This window comes from Methylophaga lonarensis MPL (assembly GCF_000349205.1).
Classification (GTDB): domain Bacteria; phylum Pseudomonadota; class Gammaproteobacteria; order Nitrosococcales; family Methylophagaceae; genus Methylophaga; species Methylophaga lonarensis.
In genome coordinates, this window is record NZ_APHR01000005.1 from 1 (window position 1) to 16030 (window position 16030).

A 16030-nucleotide genomic window follows, 5' to 3' on the forward strand; every position below is an offset into this window, starting at 1 on the left:
CTTCCGCGATGTCAGGTCTATGCCTCCTGCGAAGCCTTGCGATGGCGGTGTTTGAATCAGATTCCGTATCAACAGTGAGGACGGTCTCTGATTCGTCAACGCTTAGTACTGCCGGTTCAGTGGGTGCTTCGTTTGGCTGTTCTAGATCAATCTGGAAATCAGTCAGCTCATCAGAAGCCGATGGCGTTTCAAAGTCGATAGAGAATTCTGGCAATTCAGAAAAGTCATCCTCATCATCAGTGATTACCAGCAGCTCATTTTCTTCATTGTTGTCTTCACTCGCTGACGCCAGCCAGTCAAGTGACAGCGATTCTTCGTCAGCTTCCCCGGCTGGCAGCTCAGGGAGTTGCTGTTCAATATCAATTTCCAGTGAGTCGTTAGTTATCTCTGAGGATTGTTGATATGAACTATCCTCTAGCGTGGTGGTGTTTTGCACCATAGCAGGGCGTTCAGCGCCGAAGTTTTGCAGGATCTGTTGCGCTTGCAGGACAAGTTCAGATTCGGTCTGACCATGCTGGCGCAGTCCATCCATGAATATTTCCATGCAGGCGAAGATTTCAGCCAGATCTTCTACTTCCTGTTCGGAAAGCGGGCGGTGAATTTGCATCAGTGTATTGGCAGTTGATTGCAGTAGAGACTGAGCCTCAGACTGATTCAACATGTCCAGGCTGCCCGCTATTTTGCCAATTCTGTGGGCAATCTCCTGATTGAGATCAGACTCAAGCGCCTGCTGACTGGCGATGGTAATTTGTTCCTTGATGTCTGATAACTCGATCAGGCTTTCAGTGAGCACCTTGTTTTGCAGCTCAAGCAGAATGACGTGTGACTGGCCGGGTTTGTCATGCAGCTTTTGCTCAATATTCAAAAGAGCATCGGCCAGTGCATTCAATTCTTCGGCATCAAGTTCCTGTTCATTCAGCAGCGCGGACTGAAGCTTTTGATGATGTTCACGAAGCAGGCCTGCAGTATCGTCTTCTGACAGCAGACTGAGCGTGTCAGCCATCTGTCCAATCTGCGAATTGATGAATTCAAGCTGCTCGCTGGCGGTCTCAGCGTGGGGCTGGTACTCGTCGATCTGACCTTTAAGTTCTTGTAACTGATCCAACAAGGCATGATGCGCATCTTGCAAGGCATTGTCGCTCATGCTGTAAATCTTGCGTTGCTGATCAAAGAAATGAAGATTGAAGTGCTGTTTGAGCAGGCTGACTTTTGGACCCTGACTGTTGGAGCGGGCAACACACAACAGCAGTTTATCGAGCAATTCATCTGGGAATTGTCCCAGCAGTGCTTGCTCATCCTGTTCGGTCATCAGTCGTAGTGGATGTGCCAGTCGTCCCAGTAACACATTCGCTTCGTGAGCTGATGCGAGGCCTTTGTGGGCAAGCGCTTCCAGCAAGGCATCGGCCGCCCACCATAACAGCGTAGTTTTTTCCTGTTGGCAGCTGAGTCTCAGAAAGTGTGTGATGCCACGCAGCTTTCTTAACGAAACAATTTCCTGGTCACGTAACCAGCTGAGTAGCAGTACCTGAAATACATGAGCAATTCTTGATTTTTCCAGCCCGATATCGGGAGCCGCCCGGTGGGGATCCGGGTTGATCAGATCCGGTAGCGGAATGGACTGTCGCGTTTTGAAAAGATCCGACTCATCAAGCGGGGTTTTCTGCTGTTGTTGACGAAGCTCATTAATCGTATCGATGAGACATAAGGGGTGATCAGGAAATTGTTGGCTGAGCATGCCAAGGTAATTGGGAAGTAACAGCAGGGCTCTAACCAGGGTATCTTCCGCCGCTTGTTCATCGCTGAGCTTTTGTTCCCGGAGCATGACTGTCAAGCCTTGCATTTCCTGCCCCAGTTTTTGTGCGCCAGCAAGATTGAGCATTTCAAGCGTGCCGTTGACTTGCTGCAGGGCGTCGATCACTTGATTCAGTTGTGGATAGTCCCTATCGGAGTCGATAAAGCTTTCCATGGCTTTCAACGCGCCCTCTAAAGCCTTCTGGAGTTCATCCTGAACCCAGGTGAGCGCGTTGTAATTGCCTTTTGCTTGTTCTGCCATGCGGAAACTCCGGCTAGTTGCAGCTATTCAGAATCAAGGCAGTTTGAAGCCGGATACTGACTTACGAAGCTCGTTGGTTAAATCCAGCAGCCGCCCGATAGCTGCGGCACTTTCATTGGTACCTGTCGAAGTTTGCATGGTAATTTCCTCAATGACACTCATACTTTGTGAGGTACTTACCGCAGCCGTTGCCTGTTGCTTGGCATTTTCGGAAATATTGTTGATGAGTTCTGCCAGTTGCTGTGAAACCGTTTCAATCTGCTCCAGCGATGCCCCGGCATCCTGAGACAGTCGGGCACCAGAAACAACCTCCGAGGTACTCTGTTCCATAGAGCTGATGGCTTCACCGGTATCACTTTGAATCGTTTTCACCAGCGCGTCGATCTGGCGGGTTGCGTTACTTGAGCGTTCTGCCAGTCGTTGTACTTCGTCAGCAACCACCGCAAAGCCGCGTCCTGCCTCACCCGCCATGGCCGCCTGAATGGCAGCGTTGAGGGACAGGATGTTGGTTTGTTCGGCGATGTCGTTAATCAGTTCAACAATCTCACCGATTTGTTGTGAGCTTTCACCGAGACGTTTCATCCGTTTTGAGGTTTCCTGGATTTGCTCACGGATGGTGTCCATACCATTGATGGCTTTTTTCACCGCGCTGTTACCTTGAACGGCGAGTTGCACCGATTGACGTGCTACTTCAGAAGACTGGCTGGCGCTGTTTGATACTTGTTCGATGGACGCCGCCATTTGGTTGATCGCAGCGGATACGTCTGTGATCTGTTGCGCCTGATGGTCACTGGCATCGGTCAGATGCAATGCAGTAGCCTGTGTTTCCTGGGCAGCAGAGGCGACCTGCAAGGTAGTCGAGTTGATTTGTTCAACCAGGCTGCGCAGTGCATCAATGGTGTAGTTAACCGAGTCGGCAATTGCACCGGTAATGTCTTCAGTGACTGTTGCAGAAACAGTCAGATCACCATCGGCAAGGTCGCCCATTTCATCAAGCAGACGCAGAATTGCATCCTGGTTATGTCGATTTTGCAGCTCCATATCATCAAGCGACTGCTTGAGTTTTTTCACCGGGGCATAGGCTATTCTGAAAGCCATGATCAGTGACAGCAAGAACAACACCCCTGTGCCAGCGGCAATCATCAAGATATCAGGATGTATCATGCTGTACTGGCCTGTCACCATCAGGAAAACCCCGGCAATGGTCAGCCCCGTAAACAGCAGGCCTACTATCAGATTGGCCAGGTTTTGTCTGGCAAAAATCGAGGCTAAAAAGAGTTTACTGGTGGCATTCATATCGTCTGTCCTGACAAAAAAATTCTATGCGGCTGCGTTGATAAATCTCGGATCTTCGGCGAGCTTTTGAAAGCTCATGACCAGCCATTGCGTTCCTTGCTGAAAAACACTGCCGGTCAAGTAGGGTATTAAATTCAAATGTTGGGTCGGATCATGTGTTTCTGGTTGACGACCATAATGTTTCAGGCCAAACACCTCATCAACCAGCAATCCAGTGAAATATTCTGGGTGGTTCAGCACCAGAATTCTGCTGCGTTTATCGAGTTTACTGGGCTTTTCCATCAGGAAGTGCTGCAGATCGACAATCGGTAGTAAATCACCCCTGAGATTGGCGATGCCGAATACCCAGGCTTGTGACTTGGGAACGCGAGTGATTTCCTCGGGCACTGGAAACATTTCACGAGCATGATCAAGCGGGATAAGCATGTGATGTTTGCCAATGCGAAAACCAATCGCACTCCATGCCCCCTCAGGATTATCTTTCTGACTTAGCCCCGCTGCTCCTTGCTGGCTCCTTCGCTCGATGTCCTGGAGCAGGGTGATGATTTCAGCGGGACGATGCAGTGTTGCCATCAGCTTAACTCAGGAGTTGGTTGATTTGGTCGAGTAGTTCCTGTTCGCTAACAGGTTTACCCAAATATCCTTTTGCCCCTTGCCGGAGCCCCCACATCTTGTCAGTTTCCTGATTTTTTGATGAGACGATAATGATGGGGATATGGGCCGACGCGGGATCCTTGCTAAGTTTGCGTGTGGCCTGAAAACCATTGAGGCCGGGCATGACAACGTCCATAAGTATCAAATCCGGTTTTTCGGCAAAGGTCATCGCAACGGCTTGTTCACCATCTTCAGCAATGATGACTTGGTGCTGGTGTTTTTCCAGCATTTTTCGAAGTACAAACACCTCTGTCGGCGAGTCGTCTGCGATCAGAATTCTGGCCATGGCGAGTTAACTGTCCTTGTTGTTATGAGTGTTGCGATGTGTGCGAATGGCGCCAAGCAAGTCTTCTCTGGTGAAAGGTTTGGTCAGATATTGTTCTGCACCGACGACACGTCCCTTGGCGCGGTCAAAAAGCCCATCTTTGCTCGAAAGCATAATCACGGGAATATCACGATATTTAGCATTCTGTTTCACTAAAGCGCAGGTCTGGTAACCATCCAGCCTCGGCATCATGATATCGATAAACAGGATATCGGGATGCTCAGCGCTGATAATTGGTAACGCCTCAAAACCATTGTCCGCCGTCAGCACCTCGCAGCCCGCCTTCTTTAGCAGGGATTCTGCGCTGCGTCTGATGGTGTTGCTGTCATCAATCACCATGACCTTTAGACCTGAAAATTCTGTACTGCTGTCACTCACAATGATGCGTTACCTGAAGTTGAAGTTATCGATTTCAATCATGCAGCGAAGATAACGCATTTTTTTCACTCAGGCTAGTCAGCTACGTCCCTGTCGCTACAACGATTACCTTGGTAATTTCTCACAGTGCTGAGTATGGAGGACTTGAAAAGCTCAATCTGTGTCCCATATCACACAATAACGGCTTACCAAGGGCTGTTGTTCTTTCACCAGCACACGCATGATGCCGATGAAAGATCAATACACCCTGGGGCAGGCGATGCTGATTTCAGCTAAGCTGTTCGATACTACAAATCCATAACTATTGTTTGGATGCGTTTTGAGTGCGAATCCACCAATCCATCTCTATTAAAGAGGCACCTATGACCGCAGGCGTTCCCCATCTTACAACCGCATTGACAGGACCACTGCTCAAACTAGAAGCCCATCTATTGGAGCGTCAGGCTGAGGTGGAGTGCTGGTTCAGGGAGCAATGGCTTCAGACGCCCGCGCCTTTTTATGCTTCGGTGGATTTACGCAATGCCGGTTTCAAGCTTGCGCCGGTCGATACTAATTTGTTTCCTGCTGGATTTAACAATCTCAATCCGGCATTTATGCCTTATGTATCCAGGCCGCGCAGGCAGCAGTGGAGCGGCATTGTCCGCGCGCCCGACGCATTTTGATCATCGCTGAAAACCACACGCGTAATCTGTTTTATCTTGAAAGTCTCGAAACGCTCAGAATGATTTTTGAAAAGGCGGGCCTTGAAGCTCGCCTTGGCAGTTTGCGTGACGACATTACCGAAAACCTCTCGGTTGAATTACCTTCTGGCAGGGTGACTCAGCTCTCGCCATTGCGGCGTGAGGGTGTCAGGGTCAGTCTGGATGATGATTTTTCACCCTGCCTGGTATTGCTCAATAACGATCTCTCTGCCGGGATTCCCGCCATTTTGCAGGGCATCGAACAACAATTGGTGCCTCCTTTGAAGGCAGGCTGGTCAACCCGCAAGAAGTCAGATCACTTCAATCATTATCATGCTGTTGCCAAGGATTTCGCCTCTCGAGTAGATATTGACCCTTGGCTGGTGTCACCTTTGTCTTTGCAATGTGGTCAAGTGAATTTCATGGAAAAGTCAGGCGGAGAATGTCTGGCCAGAAACGTCACCAGCTTGTTGGGCATGATTCAGCGCAAGTATGACGAGTATGGTATCGATCGTGAACCTTTCGCGGTAGTCAAGGCAGACTCAGGCACCTACGGCATGGGTATCATGATGGTTAAAAGTGCTGACGAGGTTTTGAATCTTAATCGCAAACAACGCAACAAAATGGCTTCAGCTAAAGAGGGGCTGGTCGTAGATAATGTATTGATTCAGGAGGGTGTTTATACCTTTGAAACCATCGGCCCGGATCAGGCGGTCGCCGAGCCAGTGATATACATGATGGATCACTATGTGGTTGGCGGTTTCTATCGGGTGCACACCGGACGTGGCGTCAATGAAAATCTCAATGCCCCAGGCATGCACTTCGAGCCATTGGCATTTGCACAATCCTGCATCAGCCCTGAAAAATGTGAAAACCCAGATGCTGAGCCCAACCGTTTTTATGCCTACGGTGTCATAGCAAGACTGGCCTTGTTAGCCGCTGCTAGAGAATTGGCCTGAGTCTATGCTGCTAAAGGTGTTCACTCAGATAGGCAATGGTCATGGTCTGGTTATGAAGCAGGCTGTGACTGTCGTCTTCACCGGAGCAGATCTCGCCATTTGAATAAAAACCGGTAATGCCAGTCTGCATGCCCAACAGTCGTTGCACGGCATAGACTTCATCTGAAACCTGGTTTTCCATGACCAGCTTGCGGCCTACACAGCTCACACAAATCGCCAGCGCCTTGTCATTGAGATCGACATTTTTATTAAGGATCTGCCGCGCGGCCTCGCTGGCACCTGCTACCAGTTCATCGTGATCAGATTTGAGGAATCGAACGGTTGTGCCCTGTGCAATATTGCCGGCGAAGGTGAGACTGTTGTCTTTTTCGTTGATGGCCAGCAGAGTTCGAATGACGTTAACGTTCTTGTCATCCATGATGGCAAATGGAAAATTTAGACCTGAGGCGGGCAGTTGATTGGCATAATAGCAATGTACATTTTATAGAGTGGCAGGGCGGGCTTATTGTCCAGTTCATACACTACATTCTTAATCGCCTTGGTGATCCTTCTCGGGGGACCATATGGCTTCCAGCCGCCCAGAGCGCCACTGGTTACGATGGCTTTGTCGCCATAAATACCAACTGCGATGACACTACGGTCCTGAATCTTGTCATTATTCAGTAACAATGTCTTGCTAAATTTGGCATCGTCGCCGGCCAGTCCGCCGGTAATTGGCACGTTAGTTAAAACTTCCTGTAAGCCCTCGACCAGCTCCGAGCCATTGACATTCAATCCGTCGCTCAGCACAAACACACCTTTCAAATCATCCGCCATCAGCTCCTTGGCCAGTTGCGCCCCAACGGCATGTGACTGCTCCATGCTGCTGATAGGTTTTGTGATGAACTTGAGTGTGCTTTGCTCCCACTGCATTGCCGTAATGTGAACACTGTCATCAAACACACCATCGCCGGTTATTTCTCCGGAGGTAGTACAGCCAATGATATGGGCTTGCGGGTAGCGTTTTTGAATCTGACTGGCAAAATTGCGCTCGCTGAAGCGATTGACTGAGCCAAACACTAGAACCCAGTTGGCATCCTTCAATGGAGACTCATTGCTGAGTTTGTTGAAACCTGTTTTGGCGGGTAAATGTTCTTGAGCAAACTTCATTGTATTGTTCCGGCATCCTGTTTAATTGCATGGTCTTGACATCCATGTAGTCAATCTCTGCTTCGAGACTACCGCCCGATAGTACATCAGCGAATCACATGTAGGAAAGCGCAACACACAAAATGTGAATGACTTGGCAAAAACTCGTGCAAAAGCATCAGGCTGTACCGAGGGCATTATTAATGCTTTATTTGCAGTATTGCTGTCGATTATTTTTCTGTGTGGTTAGGTGGAAATGGTGAGTTCAAGTGAGGTGACAAGTGCCAGTTGTTGTGCCGATGGCATGTTATGAAGTCGGCCTGATACTGCCGCCGTTCAAGTTGATAGTTGAGAAGAGTCTGCCTTTACGAGGCTTCAACATGGACATGCTTTGCCTTGGCAAAGCATGTCTGTGCAGTATGGTTTCGAATGGTTTGCTATTGACGCCGGAGTTTGACGCAAGCGTTTTTAACCGTTGATTTTATTCTTCAGTAATTCGTTCACTTGTGCTGGATTGGCTTTACCTTTTGAGGCTTTCATCACCTGACCCACAAAGAAGCCTAACAACTGTTCTTTGCCTTCACGAAATTGTTGAAATTGTTCTGGATGATTGGCGATGACCTCATCCACCATGGCTTCAATCGCACCAGTATCGGTGACTTGTTTGAGTCCTTTGGCTTCAATAATCGCGTCGGCATCATCGCCTTCTCCGTTCCAAAGTGCTTCGAAGACAGTTTTGGCAATCTTGCCTGAAATAGTGTTATCGCTGATACGCAACAAGACACTGGCCAGCTGCTTGGCGGAGACAGGCGACTCTGTGATTTCAAGACCTGCCCGGTTCAATGCGCCGGACAGTTCAACTGTTACCCAGTTGGCACACTGTTTGGGATCCTTGTTGCCTGTTGCGGCAACAACCGCCTCGTAATAATCGGCTAATTCACGGCTGCTGGTGAGTATTGACGCATCATAAAGCGACAAGCCCAGCTCATTGATAAAGCGATCTCGTTTCTGATTAGGCAGCTCCGGCAGGGTTTCACGGATTGCATTGATCAACTCGGCATCAATGACCAGCGGCAATAAATCCGGATCCGGGAAGTAGCGGTAGTCATTGGCTTCTTCCTTGCTGCGCATGGAACGTGTTTCGTTCTTGTCAGCATCGTATAAGCGGGTTTCCTGGATCACTTCGCCACCTGATTCGAGCACGTCAATTTGTCGTTCAATCTCAATGTTGATAGCTCGCTCGACATTACGGAAAGAGTTGATGTTTTTCAGCTCAGTACGGGTGCCGAATTTTTCCTGGCCTTTGGGACGAATCGACACGTTGGCATCACATCGGAAAGAGCCTTCCTGCATGTTGCCATCGCATATTTCCAGGTAGCGAACCAGAGAGTGGATTTTTTTCATGTAGGCCACCGCTTCCTTGGCGCTACGCATATCCGGTTCAGAGACAATTTCCAGCAACGGTGTGCCCGCACGATTTAGATCGATACCGGTTTGGCCATGAAAATCCTCATGTAGTGACTTGCCGGCGTCTTCCTCAAGGTGGGCTCGGGTGATACCAATGCGTCTTTCAGTGCCGTCTTCGAGCTCGATATCAATATGGCCTTTGCCGACAACCGGTAACTCAAACTGACTGATTTGGTAGCCTTTGGGTAAGTCTGGGTAAAAGTAATTTTTTCGGGCAAAGACGCTTCGTTCTGCGACCTCAGCATCCACGGCCAGTCCAAATTTGACCGCCATGCGAACAGCTTCCTGATTTAATACCGGCAACACGCCAGGCAGACCAAGATCAACTGCACAGGCTTGAGTGTTGGGCTCTGCGCCATAGGCTGTGGCGGCGCCAGAGAAAATTTTACTTTTGGTTGCAAGCTGGGTGTGAATTTCCAACCCGATAACAACTTCCCATTCCATAATTAGCTGGCCTGAATTTGAGGTGTAAAAAGCGTGGATTGTAGCAATTATTCGCGCAGACTGAGAATTTTCCAGCCGCGTTGCTCAGCGGTGGTCTTGAGGATATCGTCTGGATCGACAGCGACAGGGGTCTCCACTTGCTCAAGTAGCGGCAGATCATTGTGTGAATCACTATAAAAAAAGCTGCCCTCTAAGTCATAGTGATGTTGCTGCAACCAGTCACCCAGCCGAGTGACTTTGCCTTGCTGAAATGAGGGGACGCCATGCACTTCGCCGGTATATCGACCATTGATGAAAGCCGGTTCAGTTGCGATCAGATGCTCAATGCCTAGCAATTCCGCTATTGGGGTGGTGATGAAGCTGTTGGTGGCGGTAATAATCAGTGGTACATCGCCCTGCGCGCGGTGGTGGGCAATCAGCTGTAAACCTTTTTCCAGGATGATGGGTTTGATTTTCTGTTCCAGATAATCAGCACGCCAACGCAGTAAATCATCCATTGAGTTATCAGCGAGCGGTTGAAAGACAAAACGCAGAAAAGCATCAATATCAAGTTTGCCGGCCTGGTAGTCATGATAAAAAGCCAGATTGGTGTCGTGATAGACCTCGGGGTCAACGATATGATTTTCCGCCAGATAGCGGCCCCACAAATAATCGCTGTCGCCAGCAAGTAAGGTATTGTCCAGATCAAATATTGCTAAAGCCATCGTTTCACTAAGATTCCCGTTAAAAGCAGCGCTTATTGTATGACAAAATCCGTTGCAAGCTCAGATGGCTTTGACTAATCTTAGCCTAACGATGAATTAACATGCCGACAGCTCACGATGGGGTTGCTCGGACAGAGACCAATACTGTGATCGATAAAGATGGCTTCAGAGCCAACGTAGGTATCATTCTCTGCAATGATCAGAATCAAGTGCTATGGGCGCAGCGCGCGCAACACGATTCCTGGCAGTTTCCGCAGGGAGGGATCAAGCCTGATGAGACTGCAAAACAGGCAGCCTACCGTGAGCTCATGGAGGAAGTAGGCCTGCTTCCCAAACACGTAGAAATTCTGGCGGTCAGCCGAGGCTGGCTCAGATATCGTTTGCCTAAACGATATCTTCGCTACGGTAACAAACCGCTATGTATTGGCCAGAAACAACGCTGGTTTTTGATGCGGTTTACTGGCCAGGAAGAAGATGTTCGACTGGATCTGCATGACAAACCGGAGTTCGATGACTGGCGCTGGGTGGACTACTGGACCCCGGTAGAAGAAATTGTCTTTTTCAAGCGTCGGGTTTATGAGCGCGCCTTACACGAGTTTGCGCCGATTTTGTTTCCTGAATATCGAAAAAAGAATACCAGCAATGTCGGTTGAGCCTGGCTGACCGTGGCTGCGGTGAAAGCCAGGTAGTGCCGGACACTCGGTAATTACCCTAAATAACCGAGATTACAGTTGTTTGCGAAACACTCGCGAGTTTCGCTGGTAGTTGTACATGGCCTGTTTCTCGACTGGTAATTGTCCGATTTCAGTCTGGACAAAACCGTGTTCCAGAAACCAGTGTGCGGTCTGTGTGGTGAGCACATAAAGTGCATTTAATCCCATTTGTCTGGCTTGCTGTTCGATATTGGCTAACAGTTCTTTGCCGCGTCCTTTGTTCCGATAATCCTGTGACACTGCCATGCAGGCCAGTTCACCCACCTGATTACTACGATAGGGATAGAGTGCAGCGCAGGCGATCACCGTGCCATCTCGCTCCATCACGGTGAAGTGATCAATTTCTCGTTCCAGTAATTCGCGGGAGCGTTTGACCACAGTGCCGTTTTGTTCCAGCGGTTGGATCAATTCCAGAATGCCGACCACATCTTCGATAGTGGCCCGCCGTGTGGTTTCGAACGATGAAGCACTCACCAAGGTGCCAGCACCATCACGACTGAACAGTTCCTGTAGCAACGCGCCATCTATGTTGCGATCCAACAGGTGAACCCGATCAATGCCCGCCAGACAGGCATTGATTGCGGCGGGCAAGGCTGGGTGTTTGTTTTGCATGGCTTGAGCTTCGTTGATGGTCAGCTCTCTGGGCAGGCCATCGTTGCTTTCGCCAATAAAAATCAATTTATCCGCCTGCAATGTAATCGCGGCTGCGGTGGCAATCGCTTCTGCAGACAAGTTAAAGATTTCGCCGGTCAGTGAATATCCCAGTGGTGGCAGGAGGACCAGATTGCCAAGTGATAATTGCTGGCGGATGCCTTGTTCATCAATACGTCTGACTTCACCAGTGTGCCCCAGATCCACGCCGTCAAGAATACCGGCAGGACGGGCGGTGACCAGATTGCCACTGGTGCAGCGAATTCTTGAATCTGCCATCGGGGTGTGCGGCAGACCAAATGATAGCTTGGATTCAATTTCAATGCGTAACTCGCCAATCACGCGACGCGCGACGACCAGAGTGGCTTCATCGGTGACTCTGAGTCCCTGATGAAATTGCTGCGGAATGTTGAGTTGTTGGCATTGCTGTTCAATTTGCATGCGGGCCCCGTAGACCAGCACAAGCTGAATGCCAAGGCTGTTTAGCAGCGCAAGATCGTGGAGCAAATTGTCAAAACCGGCACTGGCGATTGACTCGCCATCAAAAGCCACGACGAAAGTGGCACCCCCGTGTGCGTGAATGTACGGGGCCGCTGCCCTAAACCAACTGGTCGTGGTTTTGAAATGCTGGTCAAGTTCGTTGTTTTGCAGATCGCTCATATGCGCCTTTTTATCGCAGCTCGGCACGCTTGCCAAGTTAAGTGTAAAATTATGCGGATAACGTGTCCCTTTGGCCTGTTGATCTTTTCATATTCACTGCTGTTACGACGGCGGTGTAAAGATCAAAAGACCCTGGTTTGTTAAGGACAGACCCTAGCATACTGAATTATCCGGAGTGTCATCATGCCTGAATATCGTTCAAAAACCTCAACTGCTGGCCGTAACATGGCCGGAGCTCGCGCGCTTTGGCGAGCGACGGGTATGAAAGATGAAGATTTCAGCAAACCGATTATTGCTATCGCCAACTCGTTCACTCAGTTTGTACCGGGCCATGTTCACCTCAAGGACCTTGGTCAACTGGTTGCGCGGGAAATTGAAAAAGCTGGCGGCGTTGCCAAGGAATTTAACACTATCGCGGTCGATGACGGTATTGCCATGGGGCATGGCGGCATGCTCTACAGTTTGCCCTCACGCGACATTATCGCGGATTCAGTTGAATACATGGTCAATGCGCACTGCGCGGATGCCTTGGTGTGTATATCTAACTGCGACAAAATTACCCCCGGCATGTTGATGGCGGCATTGCGGCTGAACATTCCGGTGATTTTTGTCTCTGGCGGTCCGATGGAAGCAGGCAAGACCAAACTGGCAGGAAAGGATGTCAAACTGGATCTGGTTGATGCCATGGTTCAGGCGGCCGATGAAAATGTCAGTGATGAAGATGTTGCACAGGTTGAACGCAGTGCCTGTCCGACCTGTGGTAGTTGTTCCGGCATGTTTACCGCTAACTCAATGAACTGCTTGACCGAAGCATTGGGTTTGTCGCTGCCTGGCAATGGTTCACTTCTGGCGACACATGCCGATCGCAAGGAACTGTTTCTGGAAGCAGGCCGTAGAATCGTCAGCATCACCAAACGCTACTACGAGCAGGGTGACAGCAGTGTCCTGCCTCGCTCGATTGCCTGCAAGGCGGCTTTTGAAAATGCTATTGCGCTGGATATCGCCATGGGTGGTTCAACCAACACCGTGCTGCATTTGCTGGCCGCGGCTCATGAAGGACAAGTGGATTTCACAATGAGCGACATTGACAGAATGTCTCGCAAGATTCCCAACTTGTGCAAAGTGGCACCGGCGACCGCGCTCTATCACATGGAAGATGTGCATCGTGCCGGTGGCGTAGTGGCAATTCTGTCAGAACTGGCTGCGGCGGGTTTGTTGCATACCGATGTTTCGACGGTACACAGCCTAACGCTGGCGGATGCCTTAGCTGAATGGGATGTCAAACGAAGCAATAGCGAACAGGCAAAACTGCGTTACATGGCTGGCCCAGCGGGCATTCCGACTCAGCAGGCTTTCAGTCAGGATTGTCGTTGGCCAGATCTGGATCTTGACCGGGAAGCGGGTTGTATCCGCGATATTGAACATGCCTACAGTCAAGATGGTGGCTTGGCAGTGTTGTTCGGCAATTTGGCTCAGGACGGTTGTATTGTAAAAACAGCCGGGGTCGATGAATCGATTCTCAAGTTTTCCGGTCCGGCAAGAATTTACGAATCTCAAGATGCTGCGGTGACGGCAATTTTGACCGAGCAGGTACAAGCGGGCGATGTCGTGTTAATTCGCTATGAAGGTCCAAAAGGTGGTCCGGGCATGCAGGAAATGCTCTACCCGACCAGCTACCTGAAATCAAAAGGGCTGGGCAAAGCCTGTGCTTTGCTGACTGATGGTCGTTTTTCTGGTGGCACATCCGGCTTGTCGATTGGTCACGTATCACCGGAAGCCGCCGAGGGTGGCAACATTGGCCTGATCGAAGAGGGCGATATCATCGACATTGATATTCCGAATCGTACCATCAATGTCAGACTGACGGATTCGGAACTGGCTGAGCGACGTCAAGCTATGGAAGCCCGTGGTGACAAAGCCTGGCAACCAGTGAACCGCCAGCGTCAGGTAAGCCTCGCTTTACAGGCCTATGCCGCATTGACAACCTCTGCTGCCAAAGGCGCCGTACGCGATTTGGAACAGCTCAAAACCAAATAATCTATCCGCAACAGGCTGTTGCCAGTGATTGGTAACAGCCTGCTATATCTGCTTGGCGTAGAGTTTTTGATAGATACCTTGCTGGCTGATCAGGCTGTCATGATCGCCATCCGCGATAATCTCGCCACCATCAAACACGATAATACGATCTGCCTGTCGCACGGCACTGAGTCGGTGGGCAATAATGATCGTGGTTTTGTTGGCCAGGAATGCGTTCAAAGCTTCATGCAGTTGATATTCAGTGTCACTGTCCAGTGCTGAGGTGGCCTCATCAAGCACTACGATACAAGGATTGATCAGCGCCATTCTCGCGACGGCAAGACGCTGCCGCTGACCACCAGAGAGTTTGACACCTGAGCGACCAATTACCGTATCCAGTCCTTCGGCCATGTCTCTAACAACTTGATCAAGCTGAGCGATTTTCAGCGCCTGCCAGATGTTCTCGTCTGGATAAACCCGCCCCATAGTGATATTTTGCCGCACGCTATCATTGAACAGCGCCGGGTGTTGCAGCACGGTAGCCACATGCTCTCGGACTTCTGCCAATCCGATTTCGCTGACTGGAATATCGTCAAAATAAACCATGCCCTGATCAGCCGGGTACAAGCCGAGCAAGACATTAACCAATGTCGATTTACCTGCACCACTGGCACCCACCAGTGCCACTTTTTCTCCAGCCTTGATATCAAGTGATACGCCGTTGAGAATCTTGCTGTCGGGACCATAGGAAAAGTGCAGATCACGAATACTGATGCTGACGGGATCGCCGTTTTTGAATGGCGTTTTCAGTGCGGGATAAGCAGTTTCTTTCTTGAGCGAGAACAGGCTGTTGATACGGTTTACGGCAGCTGCCGCTGAATAATAGGCGTACTGGATGTTTAACACTTCCTGTACGGGTCCCATCATGAACCACAGGTAACCATAGACAGCAAACATTTGACCGATAGTCAGATCGGAAAATACCACCATCAGCATGCTGACAGCACGGAACAAGTCAAAACCAAACAGAAAAATCACAAAGGAGATGCGGTTAGCCGCGTCGCTTTTCCAGGCGTACTCGCCTGCATGGTTGCGCACGTTGCGTGCGGCATCCATCACCCGCAAAAAATAATGGCGTTCACGATTGGCTGCACGTATCTGCTGAATGGCATCCAGCGTTTCAGTCAGGCTCTGCTGAAAGATTTCGACCGCCTGATTTTCATTTTTTTTGAGATGTTTGACCTTGCTGCCCACCTTCATGGTGAAGTAAATCACCAGAGGATTCATGAACAGAATCAGCAGCGCCAGTTGCCAGTGCAACCATAGCAAAATAACGGCGGTGCCGATAATGCTCAGCACTGCGACGATAAACCGGCTGATGGTATTGGAAATAAAGTTGTCGATCACCTCGATGTCGGTGACAAAGTGTGACGCGATACCACCGCTGCCACGGGTTTCGTATTCACTGATGGTGATCTGCCTAACTGTTTAAGCAGCCTTTGCCGGATGCGATAGGTCAGTCGTTTGGCGATCAGCGTGAAATAGCGGGTTTGCGCGACGTTAAGCACCAGAGACGCCAGTCGCAGCAGTAAGGTCAGCAACAGCATCACACTGATGAAAAGCACCGGTCCATGCCAGCTTGTCGGAGTTAGACTGGCGATAAAATTCACCGAGGCACCGGGCTGATCCAGCAGTACTTCGTCTACCATGATGGGTAACAGCAAGGGCACGGGGACTGCACACAAGGTGGCAATCAAGGCCAGCATGTTAGCCTTGAGCAAATGACTTTTGTAAGCCATTGCCTGTCGCAGTAGATCTTTCAGTTGATGGTGGTCGAATTGCATGGTCTGCATCAGTAAGCAAGCAGGGGACAAAAGTTCATGTCCGAATGTAAATGGATCA

General features: G+C 49.9%; 13 protein-coding genes and 2 pseudogenes. 3 read left to right on the forward strand and 12 right to left on the reverse strand.

Going from position 1 to position 16030, the window contains the following annotated elements:
* The 5 genes and pseudogenes from MPL1_RS00990 to pilG all read right to left on the reverse strand — a co-directional run.
* Positions 1-2053: pseudogene (locus tag MPL1_RS00990) on the reverse strand (hypothetical protein); the annotation flags it as partial.
* Between the two features lie 33 nt (positions 2054-2086).
* Complete coding sequence (locus MPL1_RS00995; protein ID WP_009725269.1) at positions 2087-3349, reverse strand: methyl-accepting chemotaxis protein; 1263 nt, start codon at positions 3347-3349, stop codon at positions 2087-2089.
* A 24-nt stretch (positions 3350-3373) separates the two neighbouring features.
* Positions 3374-3922: a chemotaxis protein CheW gene (locus MPL1_RS01000; RefSeq protein WP_009725270.1), complete on the reverse strand. Its 549-nt coding sequence runs from the start codon at positions 3920-3922 to the stop codon at positions 3374-3376.
* 4 nt (positions 3923-3926) lie between these two features.
* A complete protein-coding gene (pilH, locus tag MPL1_RS01005; protein WP_009725271.1) occupies positions 3927-4289 on the reverse strand; it encodes a twitching motility response regulator PilH in 363 nt (120 codons plus the stop codon).
* A 6-nt stretch (positions 4290-4295) separates the two neighbouring features.
* Positions 4296-4706 carry a twitching motility response regulator PilG gene (gene pilG, locus MPL1_RS01010; protein WP_009725272.1) on the reverse strand — a complete coding sequence of 137 codons (411 nt, stop codon included), beginning with the start codon at positions 4704-4706 and terminating at the stop codon, positions 4296-4298.
* 362 nt (positions 4707-5068) lie between these two features.
* On the opposite strand from pilG, the pseudogene gshA reads away from it, so the two are divergent.
* A pseudogene (gene gshA / locus MPL1_RS01015) lies at positions 5069-6345 on the forward strand (glutamate--cysteine ligase).
* 10 nt (positions 6346-6355) lie between these two features.
* On the opposite strand, the gene MPL1_RS13980 reads toward gshA, so the two are convergent.
* From MPL1_RS13980 to MPL1_RS01030, 4 genes are all read right to left on the reverse strand, one after another.
* The gene (locus tag MPL1_RS13980) at positions 6356-6763 is read right to left on the reverse strand and encodes an FIST C-terminal domain-containing protein (RefSeq protein WP_235045489.1); all 408 of its coding nucleotides are present in this window, start codon (positions 6761-6763) and stop codon (positions 6356-6358) included.
* Positions 6764-6780: 17 nt separating this feature from the next.
* The gene (locus MPL1_RS13985; protein ID WP_235045490.1) at positions 6781-7494 is read right to left on the reverse strand and encodes an FIST signal transduction protein; all 714 of its coding nucleotides are present in this window, start codon (positions 7492-7494) and stop codon (positions 6781-6783) included.
* A gap of 447 nt (positions 7495-7941) precedes the next feature.
* The gene (gene gatB, locus MPL1_RS01025; RefSeq protein WP_009725273.1) at positions 7942-9384 is read right to left on the reverse strand and encodes an Asp-tRNA(Asn)/Glu-tRNA(Gln) amidotransferase subunit GatB; all 1443 of its coding nucleotides are present in this window, start codon (positions 9382-9384) and stop codon (positions 7942-7944) included.
* 47 nt (positions 9385-9431) lie between these two features.
* Positions 9432-10088 (reverse strand): histidinol-phosphatase, encoded by a 657-nt coding sequence (locus tag MPL1_RS01030; protein ID WP_009725274.1) that lies wholly within the window; start codon positions 10086-10088, stop codon positions 9432-9434.
* Positions 10089-10189: 101 nt separating this feature from the next.
* Between MPL1_RS01030 and MPL1_RS01035 the strand changes: the two genes are divergently transcribed.
* A complete protein-coding gene (locus MPL1_RS01035; RefSeq protein WP_009725275.1) occupies positions 10190-10741 on the forward strand; it encodes an RNA pyrophosphohydrolase in 552 nt (183 codons plus the stop codon).
* Positions 10742-10813: 72 nt separating this feature from the next.
* On the opposite strand, the gene argA is transcribed toward MPL1_RS01035, so the two are convergent.
* Complete coding sequence (argA, locus tag MPL1_RS01040) at positions 10814-12112, reverse strand: amino-acid N-acetyltransferase (protein WP_009725276.1); 1299 nt, start codon at positions 12110-12112, stop codon at positions 10814-10816.
* 183 nt (positions 12113-12295) lie between these two features.
* On the opposite strand from argA, the gene ilvD reads away from it, so the two are divergent.
* Complete coding sequence (ilvD, locus tag MPL1_RS01045; protein ID WP_009725277.1) at positions 12296-14149, forward strand: dihydroxy-acid dehydratase; 1854 nt, start codon at positions 12296-12298, stop codon at positions 14147-14149.
* Between the two features lie 42 nt (positions 14150-14191).
* Here ilvD and MPL1_RS01050 read toward each other — a convergent pair whose 3' ends face one another.
* Both MPL1_RS01050 and MPL1_RS13990 read right to left on the reverse strand, forming a co-directional pair.
* Positions 14192-15604 carry an ABC transporter ATP-binding protein gene (locus MPL1_RS01050; protein WP_327036627.1) on the reverse strand — a complete coding sequence of 471 codons (1413 nt, stop codon included), beginning with the start codon at positions 15602-15604 and terminating at the stop codon, positions 14192-14194.
* Complete coding sequence (locus tag MPL1_RS13990; protein WP_009725279.1) at positions 15532-15972, reverse strand: hypothetical protein; 441 nt, start codon at positions 15970-15972, stop codon at positions 15532-15534. Before MPL1_RS13990 ends, MPL1_RS01050 begins: the two co-directional genes overlap by 73 nt.
* Positions 15973-16030 lie beyond the last annotated feature (58 nt).